The organism is Ruegeria sp. CJ3, assembly GCF_056536725.1.
On record NZ_JBQFQE010000011.1, the window covers coordinates 119,395 to 134,974 of the forward strand.

Genomic DNA, 15,580 nt, shown 5'->3' on the forward strand with positions numbered 1-15,580 from the left:
ATCCATACGCGACAATGGTCAAAGTTTCGCAACAGAACCCCTCAGGCGCGTCGATAAGATCTCAGCCTGTATTGGAATGATCCAAGCTGACCGTCTTTCGGATAAACGGAGATTTTCACTCTGTTGCTTTGGTTTCCTCCAAGCACTTTGACGTGATCGGGAAGGTCTTCTACAACAAAACCTACATGCCCGCCCTGTCCGACCCTTTCAAAGACCGCGATATCTCCTTCGTGAGGGCTATCTGAGACATCTTGCCCCCAGTTGTTCCAGTCCAGCGCCCACTGGCTGTCGGTGCCGATCATTCCGGCTTGTTCGACACAGTAGTTTACAAAAGATGAGCACCAGGCGACGGCGTCATCGTTGCCTGCGGCGGCGCCCGTTGAGTTGTGGTACGAAACAATACGTGGATTGTTCCCGAGCCCTGGAACTTCCCGTACATCCAATGCCAATTCGGCCTTGGCGACTTGATAGGGGCTTGGACTTCCAGCTGCTGACAGTGTGATCATTGGTGTCGGAGGTGTGGCAGGCGTTGCTGGGGTAGGAGGTGTCGGTGGCGTTGGCGCCGCCCAAAGGAGCGATTCATTGCTAATCTCCGAAGCGATTGGGAAGCCGCCGGAAACATGCGAAAGATAGTTGCCGTGAACATGACCGTCGGCGCGCCCGTCGCCGTCAATGTCAATCTGAACCCAGTCTCCGGACTTATCGAGCGCATGAACGATAGTACCAAATTCCAACGTGCGTTCGACTGCGTACTGTGTGCCAGGGCCGCGGCGCATATTCAGGCCGCTGCGGGCGACGACCTCCGCAAGGACAACATTGGGTGTTTCGTGACTTGGCACTTCTCCCTCATGGCCCGGAGTGAATTGACCGTAATCCGGCCACGCAGGCGAAACGGTATTGCCATCATGTGCCAGCGGTGAAGAGACGGGAGGCCACTTCTGAAATAGCGCCCAATCGCTTGTGTTGAGTAAATCGCGCGTACCCGACCAACCTCTGGCAGCAGCCAGCCAGACCAGTTTTGCAGTTCCTGCATCCAGAACGGTACGTGCGACGGTTCCGGATCCGTAGACGCCAACCCGATAGTCCCCGCCCAGGACATTGGCAACCGCATCGAAGTACCCACGGATCGAAGCCAGGTCTGCGGCTCTGTAGTAGTCGTGATCTACTGCAAAGAAGATACCAGACCCATGAGGCTGACCGATCCGTTCTGCCAGAATCTGGGCGCGGCTAGCATCATCATGACCGTTTTGTGGGTCCAGATCCTGAATGTTCCCGCCAGCTCCACCGCGTTGCTGGAACACCGTACAGAGCATGAGGCCCTCCTCCGCGATGGCCCTGGCCTCATCCGCCTCAATCCGCTTTTCCGGCAGCCTGTTGGAATTGCGATGATTGAAATAGCGTATGATCGTCCGCACGCCACCCGCGCGGAGAGCAGGAAGGTGCGTTGTTGTTTTCCAGGGTGTATCTATAACATTGTGCATAGTGTTGTCCCTTCAAGTTAAGTATTGGAAAATACGCCAATCCTCAGGGTTGAAACCAGCGGCTCAGCCGCCCGAGGGTGTCGGCTTGGCGGGTTGGGCGTGGCTTGTCGTGCTGTGGCAATGAGATTTGTCTGTTCCGCCAGACACGTTGCAGGCGAAGCCAGACGCCAGCTTTTGGGCCGCTATGCCGGTGGCAAAAAACTTGCCTAGACCGACGTCAGGATTTTGTTGTCCGCCTAAGGCTGAATTGGCGCTGAACTGGCCAAACACCGAGAAAGTCTCTCCAAACTCGGAGCCACCACCTTTTGTCGTGCCGCCCAACGGGGTTGGATTGCCAGTCGCATCCTTAACGGCTGCGGGCAGAAGGGCGACGTTGGCGTCTTTGTAACCCAAGACAAATTCAGGAGCGGCAGCGCCTGGCGCCTGACCTGCCGAAATACCGACCGTATGGGCTTGGCCGAAAACGACGGTATCCTCGACGGCCTCGCACGCTGTGAGAATAATCAGACCTGCGACCAGCAAAAAAATCCTACTAATACCCCTAATGAGCATTGATTAATCCTTTCAATTAGTTAGAAAGAGTTGCCCGCCCCACCAGGCATGCATTTGGAAGATCCGGAAAGAGGTCCCGAATGACCCCGATCTGAGCTTTGTCCTCAACTATGAAGATCGCCGAGCAACTCTCGAGCGGCAGACAAATCACATCGTCCTGAGCGTAGCCGAGAACAAAACGCTCCGCGCTGAAGCCCACACCATAAACGCGGGTTGCAAAACTCTTGCTTTTTCCGCTGCAGGATAGGGGCTGTATGACACCAAGGGTCGTAATGCGTGTTGTGCCGCCTTCGTCATTTGAATGAGTTGTGACAGTACAGGCACCAATTATTGCACAGGCCGCGACAACGATCGCTGTCCGTTGTCTTACTACAAACCCGGTATCTTGCTTTGTTATTGAAATGGCCATGGAACAATCCAATCAAACTGTGGCCGGCGTGTATTACCAGTAGATCGCGACCGCAGAGATGAAACAAAATCTGGTAGCGATGTGCGAAATACGCGAGGGGTAATAAATTGCTTGGTCGAGCTGCCGACCTGCACCGGTCGGAGCGACAATACAATTACTTCTCTTTGAAAAATCTTCGGTCACTATACTTCTCCTCACGTACCGGCGTTCAAAGCGTCTATTGGGTTGGTGCAACTCTGAAGCCTAAGAAAACAATAGCATTTCCATAGCAACCACTGGTGTGAGTACTGCGTGAAAAATCCGTTATCTGTCTTGTCGGAAAAAATAGAAAGGAGGCTTCTCAATCCTGATTGGTCGGCAAATTGCTTGTCTTTGGATCAATAAATTGAGGAGGGAAGTGACCCATTCGCCAAAGGCAAGATCAAAGCTCTTTGCCGGTTACTTCCCGCCGTTTGCAATGCGTTTCGCATCAAGTTCTCACACCATATTTTCGGGGTGCCGCAATTAATCCAAGTTCTTTTGCTACAAGCAACTTACGCAGAAACGATTAGTGTCCTTTGTTCTTTCAGAAGCCGTTTCACTTCAACCACATGACTGGGTTTCTTGGCTAGTATCGCAGTTTATCATTCTAATGCTGTCGGCGCTTTCAGCGTCCTTCCCCCCCGCCAGTGTTTCGGGTCGGAGCGGGCAATCAATGATGTCCACGCGTCGCGGATGGTTGATGCCGTTTCCGTCGATGGTCTCTCCGAAACCACGCGCGAAAATTGTAATGCCGTCTTCGCTCAAGCGCTCGGGACCTATGTTGTTGATGTTCTCAGGAGAAATGTCACCTTGATATATCAACTGAATGAGCCGCGTTTTCACGTTGTCCGCACGCTGGTCAGCCAACTGGAGATTCTGATCTGATTGACCGGTCATGCTTGCATAACCTCGTACAAGGATAAGGCGTTGTGCCTCGCCGTTTTCTTTCAGCGCCCTTAGCTTCTTGATGTATTCGCGCGGTTTCCCCGGCTCCCATCCCGGAGCGATATCGGCGCTGCCTTCCGTGAACTGGACCGACATCATCAATTCCGGCTTATGTGCTCGACAAGCCGTAAGTGCGGATTCTCCGATAAGGCTAGCAAGGGCTAGCCAATGTGATTTGGGTTCGGTCGTTTGTAGGGCACCCGCAGCAGTTCGAAGCTTGTCCACGGCTGCTGCAAACCCCGTTTCCTGCAGTATTACGGTCAAATCTCTTGGCAGTTTCCCGAGCTCTGCGGCGACTTTCTCGGCGATACCGCTCTCGACAAGTACCTTAAGGCTCTTTTCCTGATCTGCGAGTCTTTGAGCGATTGCCGGGATGTTATTCTTCTCATGTGCTTCGTACAGACTTTTGAAACTCCTTGATAAATCTGCATTAGACATTTCCAGAACCGTGATTTGAGAGGCGAGCGTGGTCAAAGAAGGTTCTGACGGTGAAAGTCGATTCTGTAACGCAACAACAAACCTACCGAACAGTAGTGCTTTTTTGAAAACTGCGACAAGAGGCTCAACTCTGGGATCCTCGACCGGTTGCAGCGGAGAAAACTCTACGATTTGAGACGATTTCAGATAAATGCGTTCGCTCGTGTCGTCTGCTGGCGCCAGCGCGATCCAATCGCCATAGCGCCCCAGATGAAACACTTCTCTGGAGATGGGTTTGTTTTCTGCGACGCCCATATCCCGAAGGCGTGAGGCATTCATCTGGTAGTGCCGCGAAAATGTGATACGTCCACAAATTGCACCGACAGTGCTGATATCGGCGCCGACTATCTTGTTTGTGATGTAATACAGGAATGACGAAGTTGGCCCGCTGCGTTCGATTGTTTTGCATTCTGGGAGCTTGTCCCCGGAAACGGTGGCAGCATGTTCTGTGGAGCCTTCGACATTATGATCGTCAAGATCATTGGCAACACTTACAGCGTCGCTGTGAACTGAATATAGAACCATCAACCCAGCGAGCAGAATACCTGCGCCGCGTGCTATTGCGATTCTGAATGACGTTGGAGCGCCGCCAAACATCGTCGACAACGCACATTTTCCATACTTTGCCGGCATCGACATCCAGCTTTTGATGTCCTGCTCCCACCTTTGGCTCTGTGCTTTGAATGCCCTCAATCGCGCCTGAGCTTTTTGTTTTAAAGCAGTTAGCCTAGTTTTTTTGTTTTCCCTAGCCCAGCTTCTCGCGCGGTCGGATGGACAGTGTGCCGCAATCCAAAACAAAAACTCCCAACCCCAGATCCAAAGGCGGCTCAAGGTCACAAACAGTGTTCGGCTCAAAGCGTAACGTACAATTTCATAGCGCTTGTAGGTCGACACAGTCACGCTAGCCAGAAAAACGATGAAAACAAAAAACAAAACACCGAAGATATAAATCAAGGCAAATGCAAACAAAGAAAACACCAGTTCCGGTGTTAAAATCGAATTGGCATCGGACGCGCCGGAACCCACTGGCAGGTAGATATTCAACCCGTTTCGCCACACTTGGTCCAGCAAGAGAACCACTGGTGAAGACAAGATGATGAACAGGCTGGGTGCGCTCAGCAACAGGGCCTTTAGACGACCCTCTTCCCCGGATGAAGTTTCTGCCTGTGTTTGGGTGTTGTTGGACCTAAGCTTTGCCCATGTTTCCCAGTCCTCTTCCTTTAAACCCGCTCGAGGAATGACCTGAACGCCCTTTCGAATGTCCTCGAGGTGCTCGTCGCAGACCAAATCGGAACCCTCGCTCGAAACGTCCTCTCTGCAAATGAAACGACCTCGTTTTGCGACACAACCTTCCCCGAGGAAACTCTTACGCTTTGACATCTCAACTCTCCAACATGCGCTCCAACTTCTGCTTACGTTTGCTCGATCTTCACCATCTCAATTAAGCTTCCGCTGGTGAGGCAGGGGCTGGTAGGTCTTGTTCGGGTACGTACCCTTCAAGGGAATCGTTCGCGCTTGGCGGAACAAAATATCCCACGAGAAAAACGACGACAGTTGTGACGAAGCCGGTGACCTCAATTGGAAGTGGCTCGTTGAGAACATGAGTGTTTAGAATGTAAATGACGATACCGGCGACAGCGGCACCCAGTGATCCGGAAACAACTTTTCGAGCTGGCGCATTTGTTTTCATCTTGGCCATGGGACTACCCTTTCCTTAGGTCCTCAACAACTCGGTGTTGCTTTGCAATTGTGTGCTCTTGGGTTCGTCTTCCAGCTGTCCCAAGCTCCTCTGATTGCGCGGTTTTCAGTTTTGTGTGCCGCTCGTTTACCGAGTTTTAGGCATACAACTTAATATGAGACCGTCACCCCACCGTGAGTGGATCTTGGTGTCAGCGTTAAATTATCGCGAATTCCTGCCTGGACTGACGGTTAGATCTCGGCATCCACAAGGTTGATCAGGCCGCACTTTCTAAGGGTATCTGCCGGATAATCCGGATTTTGCCGGATAAGGGAAAGTGAAAACTCCGGCTCCAATCGTCGAAGCGTCTTTAGTACTCCTTGAGCTCCAGTGAAATCACCCAAATGCAATTTCAACGCATAGAGATGACGAAGAGGCGGTCGGGATTCCGGAGCAAGAATGGCGGCGCGTTCAGCCGCTGCGGCCGCTTCTCTGAAGCGTCCATCAGTAATAGCGGCAACACAATAACGCATCAGCGAAAATACAGCCAATGATGTGTTTTCTAACTGTGCCTTGGCCCTTGTAGCGGCTGCAAGCGCTTCGCTCGGTCGGTCGCGTCGAAGTTCCAGCGCCCCGAGGCTTGCATGTGCATATCCGGTTCCCGGGTTTATCGCGAGCGCGCGCTGTGCGTAGAAATGCGCTTGGATCGAATCGCGGAACACAAGATCTTGCACGTCTGCAAGGAAAGCTAGTGCAATCGAGTTCTCGCTGTTGATCGCAAGAGCTTGGTCGATAAGCGCGTTCACTTCATAGGCAACCTGTGCCGGATCCTGCTTAGATCCTTCAACGGCCAAGAATCCACGAATTAGCGCGCGCAGCGCCGGGCGCGGTGCATGAGGCTCCAAGTCATTGGCACGTTCCAACAGATTGTCTGCGCGCTGCAAACGTTCGATGTCGAAGGTAAACGCATCTTTCAGTCCAGTGGCAGCAAGGGCATTTGCCCGGGCGGCGTTTCCTGCGTGTTCCATGGTCTCAGCAATGACTTCAGATGCTTCGAATGCAAGTGCTGCGATAGAGTCAATTGCAGCCTCCATCGACTCTTTGTCAAACCGGTTCTGGCGCGACCATATCAGCCGGCCGGATTTCGCATCCGTAATATGCGAAAGCGCGATCACTTCTCCACCGCTTTCCGCCATGCGGATCGTACAACGTGAGCCCGGCGCAAATACGGTGTCGTTAGACCGATCGTCGGTCATAATCACTTCCGTATGCATGAATTCCGACGCGGTCTTGCCAAGCTGCGTACGGATCGAGTCCGCGAACAACGACGCAAGAGCGGAGGATGCTCCGTGGACTTCGGCATAAAGAGTAGGTTCGGTAGAGGGATCAGAAGAGGGTGAAATAAGTTCTGCAACCTGAACTTCAGTACCGTCCGCTTTCATCAAAGAGGTATGATACCGTTCGCGTTCCAGACGAAGCCAGTCCTCAAAAGGTTCCGAACGGATATCAAAACCTTCAAGTACTTCGCGACCTATGGGAGCGCTGGAAACGACTGACGGGTCGAGCGCATCTACTTTTACCGCTCCTTCGAGCCAAATCTCCGAGCGATCGGCCTGGATGACATGCGCGTAAGGGCCGAAACTTTTCCGAATTTTTGTCAGCGCCTGCCTCAAGCTTCCCGAAGCCTGTTCCGGGCCGCGGTCAGCCCAAAGAAGTGTCTCCAACCATCGGCGGGAAACTGTTCTTCGGGGAGCAAGAGCGATAGCGGCAAGCACCGCGCGCGGTCGCTGCCCTGCTGGCGTTAAATCCTCTCCCATAGTCGACACGGCGCGAAAGACGCCAATAACCGATATCTTAATACCGTCGGTATTCTGCATTCAACTAAACACGTTACCAATAGTGACTCGATAGTAGACCAGAACAGGCATTTATTACAAATTCGCGTGCCTCCCGGCTATAATCTGTTTTTTTGCGCCCGGATTGGCGAAAGTATTCGCCCGGCGCCAAGCACCTCGATCAAGTCGTTGTCAAAACCGTTGCGGTGAGGCCAACCGCGGTATTCCTGAAGTCTGGCTATTTTGGTGAGACGCGCTTTCTCGCTCTTCCCGGCGGAGGGGTCGTCAAACAAACTGTAGACTAACTCTCTCGCAGCTTGCGCAGAGGCGAAACTGGTTCCGCGCATCGCCACCGTCGAACCATTTGCCGATCCCGTTGCGAGAATACCGAAATGAGACGGCGCGTCGTCAGTGGGTAAACTCGCGGTCGGCGCGTACCTTCCGCCTTTCATCTTTCTGGGCAGAGTTGTCCCGTCATCTCGTGAGCGCTTTCCCCCGCCTGGAGGAGATTTTCCGCGCCCACTAGAAGAATAGGGGGCCGGGCGACCATCTGAAGCGCGGTATCCTCCGATACATGCGATTGATCTGTGAGACGCTGACGAATTGATAGTGCCGTGCCGGCGCACTGGTGTTTCAAAGGGAAAATCATTATTCCTGATCGGGTCTGGGTGATAGGAATAGGTCTCCAGAATGCGACCAGAGCCCCGTTTTTCGTGGCTAACATGATTTACATCATGGGTCAGATATTCTGCATCGTCAAAATACGACCGCTTGTTACGCGCACGCGTAGTCTGCAATTGCTGATCGGTTTGAACCGACAAAACGCACTGCAGTTTTGGGTTGCCCTGGGACCTGTTCTTAACTGTGATTTTCCAAAGCCCGGCGATGCCCGCGTCGCTGCCTCCGTCCAATCTATACGTTGGCGGAACAGCCAAGGTATACTTCAAATAGCTTCGGCGACGATCGATTTTGTCGGCCCGTGCATAGAGTCGTGCCACCGTAGTCGAGTTTTTCTTTAAGTCGGCGTAAATGTACTCCCCGTTCCAACCCTTGGGAATCTGTTTTGCGGCACCGATAGAATTGGCGTCCGGTGGGATCAGGTTGAGCTTAATAGGGTTGCGGGTTTTACTTGGATGCCGGGTCCAGGCCTCGACGAAGTTCGAGGATTGATCATCCGGAAGGATGCGCCACGGAAGCGTTTCTAACTTGCCGCCCTCTGGCTCAAGAAACGCATTGCAACGTGTCAGGTTGTCATTGCCGGCTGGCATAACGATATAAAGGCTGGAGAGGTTTTTTTCGCTTCGGTACTTCTTTAGATCGTGCAACCAGGCTGAAAACGAGTCGACATAGTCTTTGGCACCTGCCTGTTTGCCGAAGGACATGTTAATAATGATCGGATAGCCCAAGCGGCCTGACGGTGGCAGGGTTGGGTTGTTTTTCAGCCAGATAGCATCGGCCAGATCGACGACACGCTTCACGGCTAAGCGAAGAAAGTCGTCAAGATAGGTGCCGGAGGCTCCAAAAATACCGGCGCTCGGCACATTGATGGCGATCGGCCTGACGCGTTTGGCAAAGGCCTTTTCGTCTTTTGCAATCGGGTTCGCCCCAGCACACAAATCCATCACATGCGCGCCATGCGATGCGCGCTGTTCAATTTGCCTTGGGCCTCGAAAAGCGTGCGGGTCCAAAGTCCCGGTAGCGATATTAAAGGCGCGCTCGTCGAAAAAGTCGCCATTTGTGTTCTTCGCGATAAGTTCATTGATTTTGTCGGCATGGACCTCGCGACCGAAGGGCAGCTTTTCCTGTTTCAACATCTTCCAATTCGCAAGCATTTGCCAGGCAGCTAGCACTCTGGTTTTCTTTCCGTTCTTGCCGCGCCATCGATGATGTCCAAGCGGGATACCGGTGTCGATAACGCCCATGATAATCGTATCATCGGCAACGTTGTCGGGTAATTTCCCGGGATCAGGCAGCCAATGAATAGGACCGGTCGGCGGGGGCGTGATCTCGTCGTTGACCGCTTGAGGCGGCAATGGCAGCCCTTTTTCAAAGAGCTTTCGGCTGAGCGTCCTTCTGGAATAGTCTGGTGGTGTCTCCAACGGGCTGGTTCCGACTTCATCATCAACCCGAACATTCTTGTCCTGACGCAATTGTACCAGATCAAGACCATCTTCTACGATTGAGCTGGCACCAATTCGTTCCTCGCCCGGCTGACCGTCCAGAAACCAATGCACATACTCGGATTTGGTTTTTGTGCGCTTCCACTTCGTCCATCGATAGGTCATACTGCTTCCTACCATTCCGAAGCCGCGTCGGCCCACAGGGCAGCAAGGTGTGGTGTTCGTGCTGTTGACTTGCCGTTCATTAACGGAATTGCCGGCAGATTGTCCTTCATCCACTTCAACGTGAAGTCTTCAGTCTTTTTGAGGTACTGACCACCGCGGCGCGCGGTGTAATTTGCCCTTGGCAGTTTTTTGGTTTTACCTGCCCTGCTTCGGCGCCCACCCAACGCGGCAAGCGCGCCACCGATAGCGACTCCCAAACAAGCGCCGGACGCTGAATCAACAGGAAAATGCACACCTGCGATCGTTCGATTCACAGCAATTCGGTGGGCCACGCGGAACGGCAAGCTCGGACCGCTTAGACCACTCCCGAGCGATTTGGATCCGGCCAGTTCATAGAGGACAGTGGCCATAGCGAACGCTTCGGTTGCGTGTCCGGACGGAAATGCCGAGTGATCCGGCGTCTGGATAATCGGTTGTAGCTTCTTCGAGTACTGCGACGGGCGAGGGGCAAAGCAATAGTGCTTGACCTGCATTTCCACTTGAATCGCGATCGATTGCGTCAGCGCCAGCAGAAAAGCCGTTGCTTCTCGCTGCCAGGGATTCATTGGTAATTGTGCGCCGAAGAATGATTTAATATCGCCTAATTGCACTATGATCTCGGGAATGCGATCGCTGCGCAAATCGCTGTAGTCGCGAAGAAATCGAAGCTGCTTTTTGAAGACCTTTTTCTCGGGCGTTCTTATGCGGCAAACATGCTGCACCCCGCCGACCGAAAGCGTTGCGTAACCAAACGAACCTGCGACGCGAAACTGGCTGGCAAGTTCGCCCATCAATACCTGCAGCCGCCGGTCGTCGGACAAATATGCCAAATCGGCATATCCCTTCGGCCTTCTGGCCGGTTTCCGCCTGCCTGGTGAACCGTTCCAGTAACCCACCGTTGCCTCTTGCGTCATGGCAAGGGCACTAGCCATCAAAGGCGACGGAGCTCCACCAGAATGGAGGTCTGCGTGTGTGCCCCCGTGGGTCCCTCCATGCGTACCGCCATGCGTACCCCCGTGTGTTCCGCCATGTGTGCCCCCGTGTGTTCCGCCTACGTACGCCATTTTACCCCTCCTTTCTCGACCGCCAGCTATATTTGCATCGCGTGCCGATTCCCTAGCGTCATTCTGGCAGCTTCAATCCAAGTTGCATCGTTATTTATTCGTGAAATTCGGACGATATACGCGGTCAAATTGATAAGTCCCCGGCTGGACGCACTTCGTTTGACGCTGAAATAACGGGGCATCTTCAGCATCGAGTGGCACGAGGTGAAGTAAATGCGCGTTCACATTTGAAATCGAATAGCGCCAAGACCCTAGATCGAATCCACGAGGTCGCGAGTGAGATCAGATAGAAGAATAAGTGGAAGCATTCGCAGTTTCAGATCTTCGTTTGCTCGCGCCGCGCTCAAGCTTGCAGCTTGGGAGCAGGAACTGCGGGATTCCGGAGAAAAGGAGCAGGCGAGCGAAGTGGCCGCGATGCGGGACGAAGTGTTATGGTCCTGTGTCCGGTTGGATTTTGCGATGTGCTACCAACAGATTACTAAGAGTTCACTGGTCAGGCTCGACTTGCTGGCGTCTCGCTCGCGTTCAATATCAGGCTCGATATTTGACCGAAAAACGGCCCAGCAACAGGCCAAGCAGCTGGCAGAAACATTTGACGAGGCGGCAGATCTCTTCTGGGATCCCGGGCGCGGTATACATGGCCGATAGACGGCTGAAACGACAAACGCAATTGCGGATAGGGAGACCTTGGGACCCTTGTTCTTTCGAGTTGGGTCAGCGACTGGGTTCCGCTGCAAAGCTCTAGGTCGGTCAAATAGAATTGCGATCGCCTCGGCTCCAGATTGCCAACTCGTAGAATTGGCAAACAGAACGGATCCTGGTGTGAATTGCCCCTTGCTGATCATGTGCGCGACTTCGATCCCATCTTTTCCGCCCTGCTGTCTGTCGCGGCCCTTGGGTTGGCCATATAGTTCTTCTAAAGTTTTACAAGAGGCTTCAAGTAGGCCGAATGGATCGGTCCGACTTCGTAACCCTCACCATATCCAAGACTCCCTTAGCTAACGGGCAAATTGATCGTCTCAGCCAAAGGTAAAGTGGTACTCCACCCAAAAACTCGGAGACTGTTCGAAATCATCTAAGATCGGTTCGGCATCGAGATTAGCCTCTCTCTCAACAGCAGCACTCAATCGATCAGGAATTGAAGCTGAGATCGGTTCGTCATCCTCGAAATCTGTATCCCTTGTCCGTCGTCAGACATATGATACTGCGCTTCGCACGAACGTCCGCATACCGAGGTCGGGGACAGCACCCAGTTCCATCTGCGCGGTTTTGAGTTGGGGTGTGAGCCCTGTTAAATACACAACAGTCGTACTCGCTCCATCCACCAACACGCTCGGTGTATTTTTCACGACCTCTTGTTTGGTTCGGCTATTCCGAGACCTCATGTGAGGCAAAGGCATCCGCATAGTCGGGGTGCCAGCGTGAAAGAGCCGGGCGGTTATTGATAATATCGCCCACGGCCCATTCAATCCGTTTGCGGTCGCGCTCTTCGGACACGTCGTTGTCCGGGCAAAGAATATAGAAATCCCCGTCCGACATGCGCTTCAGCAGATAGTCAATTGCCTCTTCGCTTGTCCAAGCGGCGGCAGGTTTCTCCGGCATGAACTTCGCGATCATACCAGTATAGGTAAATCCCGGCACAAACAGATGGGCGGTGATATCCTCCCCAGCCTGCCGCAAATCATGCGCCAACATCTCTGTCATGACTTTCACAGCGGCTTTGCTGGTGTTGTAAGCAGGGTTTCCGGGTGGTGTGGTAATGCCCTGTTTTGACCCGGTGTTGATCACCACGGCCGGGCGCGCCGCTTTGATCATGCGCGGCAGGAAAGCATGCACGCCGTTCATGACGCCAAACAGATTGACCTCTAGCAGTTTGCGCCAGTTTTCGGCGTTTTCCCAACTGCCAGACGGCACCGCGACACCGGCATTGTTCATCAGGACAGCCACCTCGCCGAGCGCAAAGACCTGATCCGCCAAGGCATTCACAGCATTGGTGTCGGTGACATCAGTCGGAACCGCCTGAACAATTGCGGACGCCCCGGCCTGATCGCGCAAGTCAGCCTCTGCTCGGTCCAGGTCCTCACCCGCCAGATCGACCAGCACAACCCCCAAACCGTCTTGAATGAATCGTTGGGCAGCGGCTTTACCAACACCGTTTGCTGCCCCGGTTACAACGGCCAAACCACCTTTGTCGATTGCTTCGCGGTACATGGATCATCCTCTTTTCTATGACTGACTGAGCGGTCAATCAGGGCGCCATCTTTTGCTTGAGACCACCGATGAACGTTTCATCATCCTGTTGTTTGCGCGCATCGAGCAATTCTTCGGCGTCAGGCCCCGCGCGAAAGCGCAGGCGGTTTCCGGTTTCATTTGCCGCATCCCAAATGACCTGAGCGACAGTTTCTGGTTCAGAAGGGTTCGCGGCCAGCCTGCCAAACAGGCGTCCCATGGCTTCGGCCATTGGCGCGTAATCCGGAAGGTTCTCATCTATCGCGAGATCGAAAGAACTACCGCCAAAGTTGGTCCGTATCATTCCAGGTTGGACAATACGGAGCCGAATACCAAGCGGCTCCAACTCGTAGTGCAGCGCCTCAGAAAGCCCTTCTACCGCGAACTTGGTGCCATGATAGAGCGCCCCGAGCGGAAACGTGATCTGTCCTCCGATTGACGAGATATTAATGACCGTGCCCGACCGGTTCTGACGGAAATGGGGCAAAACCGCTTTGGTCACCTCCATCAACCCGAGCACATTGGTGTCAAACTGACGCCGGATGCGATCCATCGAAAAGGCCTCTAACGCACCATAGGCACCGTAGCCCGCATTGTTCAGCAAAACATCAATCTGCCCAAACCGTTCGATGCCTTCGCCCACAGCCGTTGCGATTGAGCCCGCATCCGTCACATCCAGTTGAGCCAGATGTACGTTGTCCAAAGCTCCGAGATCCTCGCTGCCTGCGGGGTTGCGCATCGTGGCAATGACGTTCCAACCATTCGCATGAAAATATCGGGCAGTTGACGCGCCAATACCGGATGACGCCCCGGTGATCAGAATGGTCTTCATGTTTTTTCTCCACAGATCTATAATAACATAATAGTCGTCAAGACAGAATTTATCTCTCATAATTCTCCATTTTTCTTGCTCGATCCTCTATAAGTGGACGTTTTCAGTGATAGCGCTCGTTGGTTCCGTGCTAACATTGGGGGCAACACAGGAGGCATTCATGGGACCTCGGACTCTATTGGACTATGTTCGGGCGCTGCTTGACCAAGCAGGCGTCGCACAAGGTGCACTGACACATAAGGAAAGCGGGGCGGTTTTTCTCACCCACCCGTCAACCACCCAACACGACGCAAATGTCTACCGCCCGCTGCTGTGCACGGTCCTGCAAGGCGCCAAAGAGGTCGGGACCAGTACCAGAACACTCACCGTGCGGGCCGGGCAGTCGTTGATCGTCAGCAACGCGCTGCCGATTGTCTCAAGGATTACCGAGGCCACCCCCGGACACCCCTACGTCGCGCTCGTGTTGCCCCTTGATCTGGATCTATTGCGCGCCCTTGCCGCGTCACTGCCGCAGTCATCCGCCCACCGGGTATCGGATCCATTTTCGATTTGCCTCGCGGAAACCGATGACGAAATGAAAAGCGCCCTGTTGCGGTATTTTCACCAGTGCGAAACTGAAGAGACGCGTCACATGCTGGCGCCGATCACGGCGCGGGAAATTCATGCCCGCCTACTGATCGGGCAACATGGCGGCACGCTTCAAAAACTGGTGTGGCACGAAAACACAGCCAGCCGGATTTTCGCGGCGACGCACGAAATCCGGTCAGATCTGGCTAATCCCCTTGTCGTCGGAGAGCTTGCCGGGCGCGTAGGAATGAGCAGCTCGGCCTTCTTTGAACGGTTCAAGGCCGTCACGGGAACCTCACCACTGCAATACCAGAAAGACCTGCGCCTGCTTCATGCCCGGAATCAGCTTCAAACCACCGGTTCAAAGATCTCAGAGATTGCCTACGGGGTCGGATATGAAAGCCCGGCTCAATTTTCACGAGAATATGCCCGCAAATTTGGACGCTCGCCAAGACAGGACCGCTTTGCAGAAACTGTCGAATAGGGTTGCATGGATAGAACTCAAACGCCGCAACTCTGTCACGATCCAAGGCTTTCGACCCGATCTTCCGAAAACGCGATTGGCGCACCTACGGCTTCAGTACTTTAGTCCGCAATTCGTTTACTAGCTGATACTGCGCGCGCGGCGAACGGCTAGTTTGATAGGCCGCGCGGCAGCATAGGAACTGTGTCATGAAGGTCCGCTTAGGGTCGAGATACGAATAAGCCCGTGCCGAACGTGCAGAGGTCATCGCGTTCTCTGTCGCTTCGCCAATGGCCGGAGAGTTCAACACGGTATAGCTGAGGAGCGTCGTCTTTCTTGGGTTGAGTGTTTTTTCCACATAGATCGCAAACAAAGGATATCCCGTCTCTTCGATCGTGAAGCTCCATAAGGCGGAGTCCATTTCGAACATCAATAAAATCCGGTAGGTTTTCGTGAATATCAACGGGCAAGTTTGCGGATCTCAGCAGTACTGCAACATCTGAACACTATTCTTCAGAAGCTGGCCATGTGATGCATGCCGAAACTCGGAACACTCCAGGATTGGTCATGGGAACCAGATTCATTTGCATTCATGTTGGCACGCAGCTCGTGACTGTCTGACGTCAGCCCTTATGGGTCCAAATAGGGTCATTTGCTAAGAGAGTGTTTGTCGCTCATCGTCACCACCGAGGAGTGGAAGATG

At 53.5% G+C, this 15,580-nt stretch carries 12 protein-coding genes; 1 reads left to right on the forward strand and 11 read right to left on the reverse strand.

All coding sequences use genetic code 11. The annotated features are described in order from the left end of the window. Window positions 1–41: 41 nt before the first annotated feature. From ACR0J1_RS17260 to ACR0J1_RS17305, 10 genes are all read right to left on the reverse strand, one after another. Window positions 42–1,481 carry a TIGR02594 family protein gene (locus ACR0J1_RS17260; RefSeq protein ID WP_480733856.1) on the reverse strand — a complete coding sequence of 480 codons (1,440 nt, stop codon included), beginning with the start codon at window positions 1,479–1,481 and terminating at the stop codon, window positions 42–44. Window positions 1,482–1,544: 63 nt separating this feature from the next. Next, window positions 1,545–2,033 (reverse strand): hypothetical protein, encoded by a 489-nt coding sequence (locus ACR0J1_RS17265; protein ID WP_480733855.1) that lies wholly within the window; start codon window positions 2,031–2,033, stop codon window positions 1,545–1,547. Between the two features lie 16 nt (window positions 2,034–2,049). Further along, on the reverse strand, window positions 2,050–2,442 hold the full coding sequence (locus ACR0J1_RS17270) for a hypothetical protein (protein WP_480733854.1): 393 nt from the start codon (window positions 2,440–2,442) through the stop codon (window positions 2,050–2,052). Window positions 2,443–3,024: 582 nt separating this feature from the next. After that, entirely contained in the window at window positions 3,025–5,265 is a 2,241-nt protein-coding gene (locus ACR0J1_RS17275) for an OmpA family protein (RefSeq protein ID WP_480733853.1), read from the reverse strand. 61 nt (window positions 5,266–5,326) lie between these two features. Beyond that, complete coding sequence (locus ACR0J1_RS17280; RefSeq protein ID WP_480733852.1) at window positions 5,327–5,584, reverse strand: hypothetical protein; 258 nt, start codon at window positions 5,582–5,584, stop codon at window positions 5,327–5,329. A 230-nt stretch (window positions 5,585–5,814) separates the two neighbouring features. Then, on the reverse strand, window positions 5,815–7,440 hold the full coding sequence (locus ACR0J1_RS17285; RefSeq protein ID WP_480733851.1) for an AfsR/SARP family transcriptional regulator: 1,626 nt from the start codon (window positions 7,438–7,440) through the stop codon (window positions 5,815–5,817). A 77-nt stretch (window positions 7,441–7,517) separates the two neighbouring features. Then, the gene (locus ACR0J1_RS17290) at window positions 7,518–9,683 is read right to left on the reverse strand and encodes a hypothetical protein (RefSeq protein WP_480733850.1); all 2,166 of its coding nucleotides are present in this window, start codon (window positions 9,681–9,683) and stop codon (window positions 7,518–7,520) included. An 8-nt stretch (window positions 9,684–9,691) separates the two neighbouring features. Further along, complete coding sequence (locus tag ACR0J1_RS17295) at window positions 9,692–10,618, reverse strand: phosphatase PAP2 family protein (RefSeq protein WP_480742510.1); 927 nt, start codon at window positions 10,616–10,618, stop codon at window positions 9,692–9,694. Between the two features lie 1,536 nt (window positions 10,619–12,154). After that, window positions 12,155–12,997 (reverse strand): SDR family NAD(P)-dependent oxidoreductase, encoded by an 843-nt coding sequence (locus ACR0J1_RS17300; RefSeq protein ID WP_480733848.1) that lies wholly within the window; start codon window positions 12,995–12,997, stop codon window positions 12,155–12,157. A gap of 37 nt (window positions 12,998–13,034) precedes the next feature. Beyond that, window positions 13,035–13,907, reverse strand: a complete 873-nt coding sequence (locus tag ACR0J1_RS17305; protein WP_480734672.1) for an SDR family oxidoreductase — start codon at window positions 13,905–13,907, stop codon at window positions 13,035–13,037. 118 nt (window positions 13,908–14,025) lie between these two features. On the opposite strand from ACR0J1_RS17305, the gene ACR0J1_RS17310 reads away from it, so the two are divergent. Further along, window positions 14,026–14,898, forward strand: coding sequence for an AraC family transcriptional regulator (locus ACR0J1_RS17310; protein WP_480733846.1), 873 nt, complete (start codon window positions 14,026–14,028; stop codon window positions 14,896–14,898). Window positions 14,899–14,983: 85 nt separating this feature from the next. Here the strand turns inward: ACR0J1_RS17310 and ACR0J1_RS17315 are convergent, their stop codons facing one another. Continuing rightward, window positions 14,984–15,307, reverse strand: coding sequence for a hypothetical protein (locus ACR0J1_RS17315; RefSeq protein ID WP_480733845.1), 324 nt, complete (start codon window positions 15,305–15,307; stop codon window positions 14,984–14,986). Window positions 15,308–15,580: the final 273 nt, after the last annotated feature.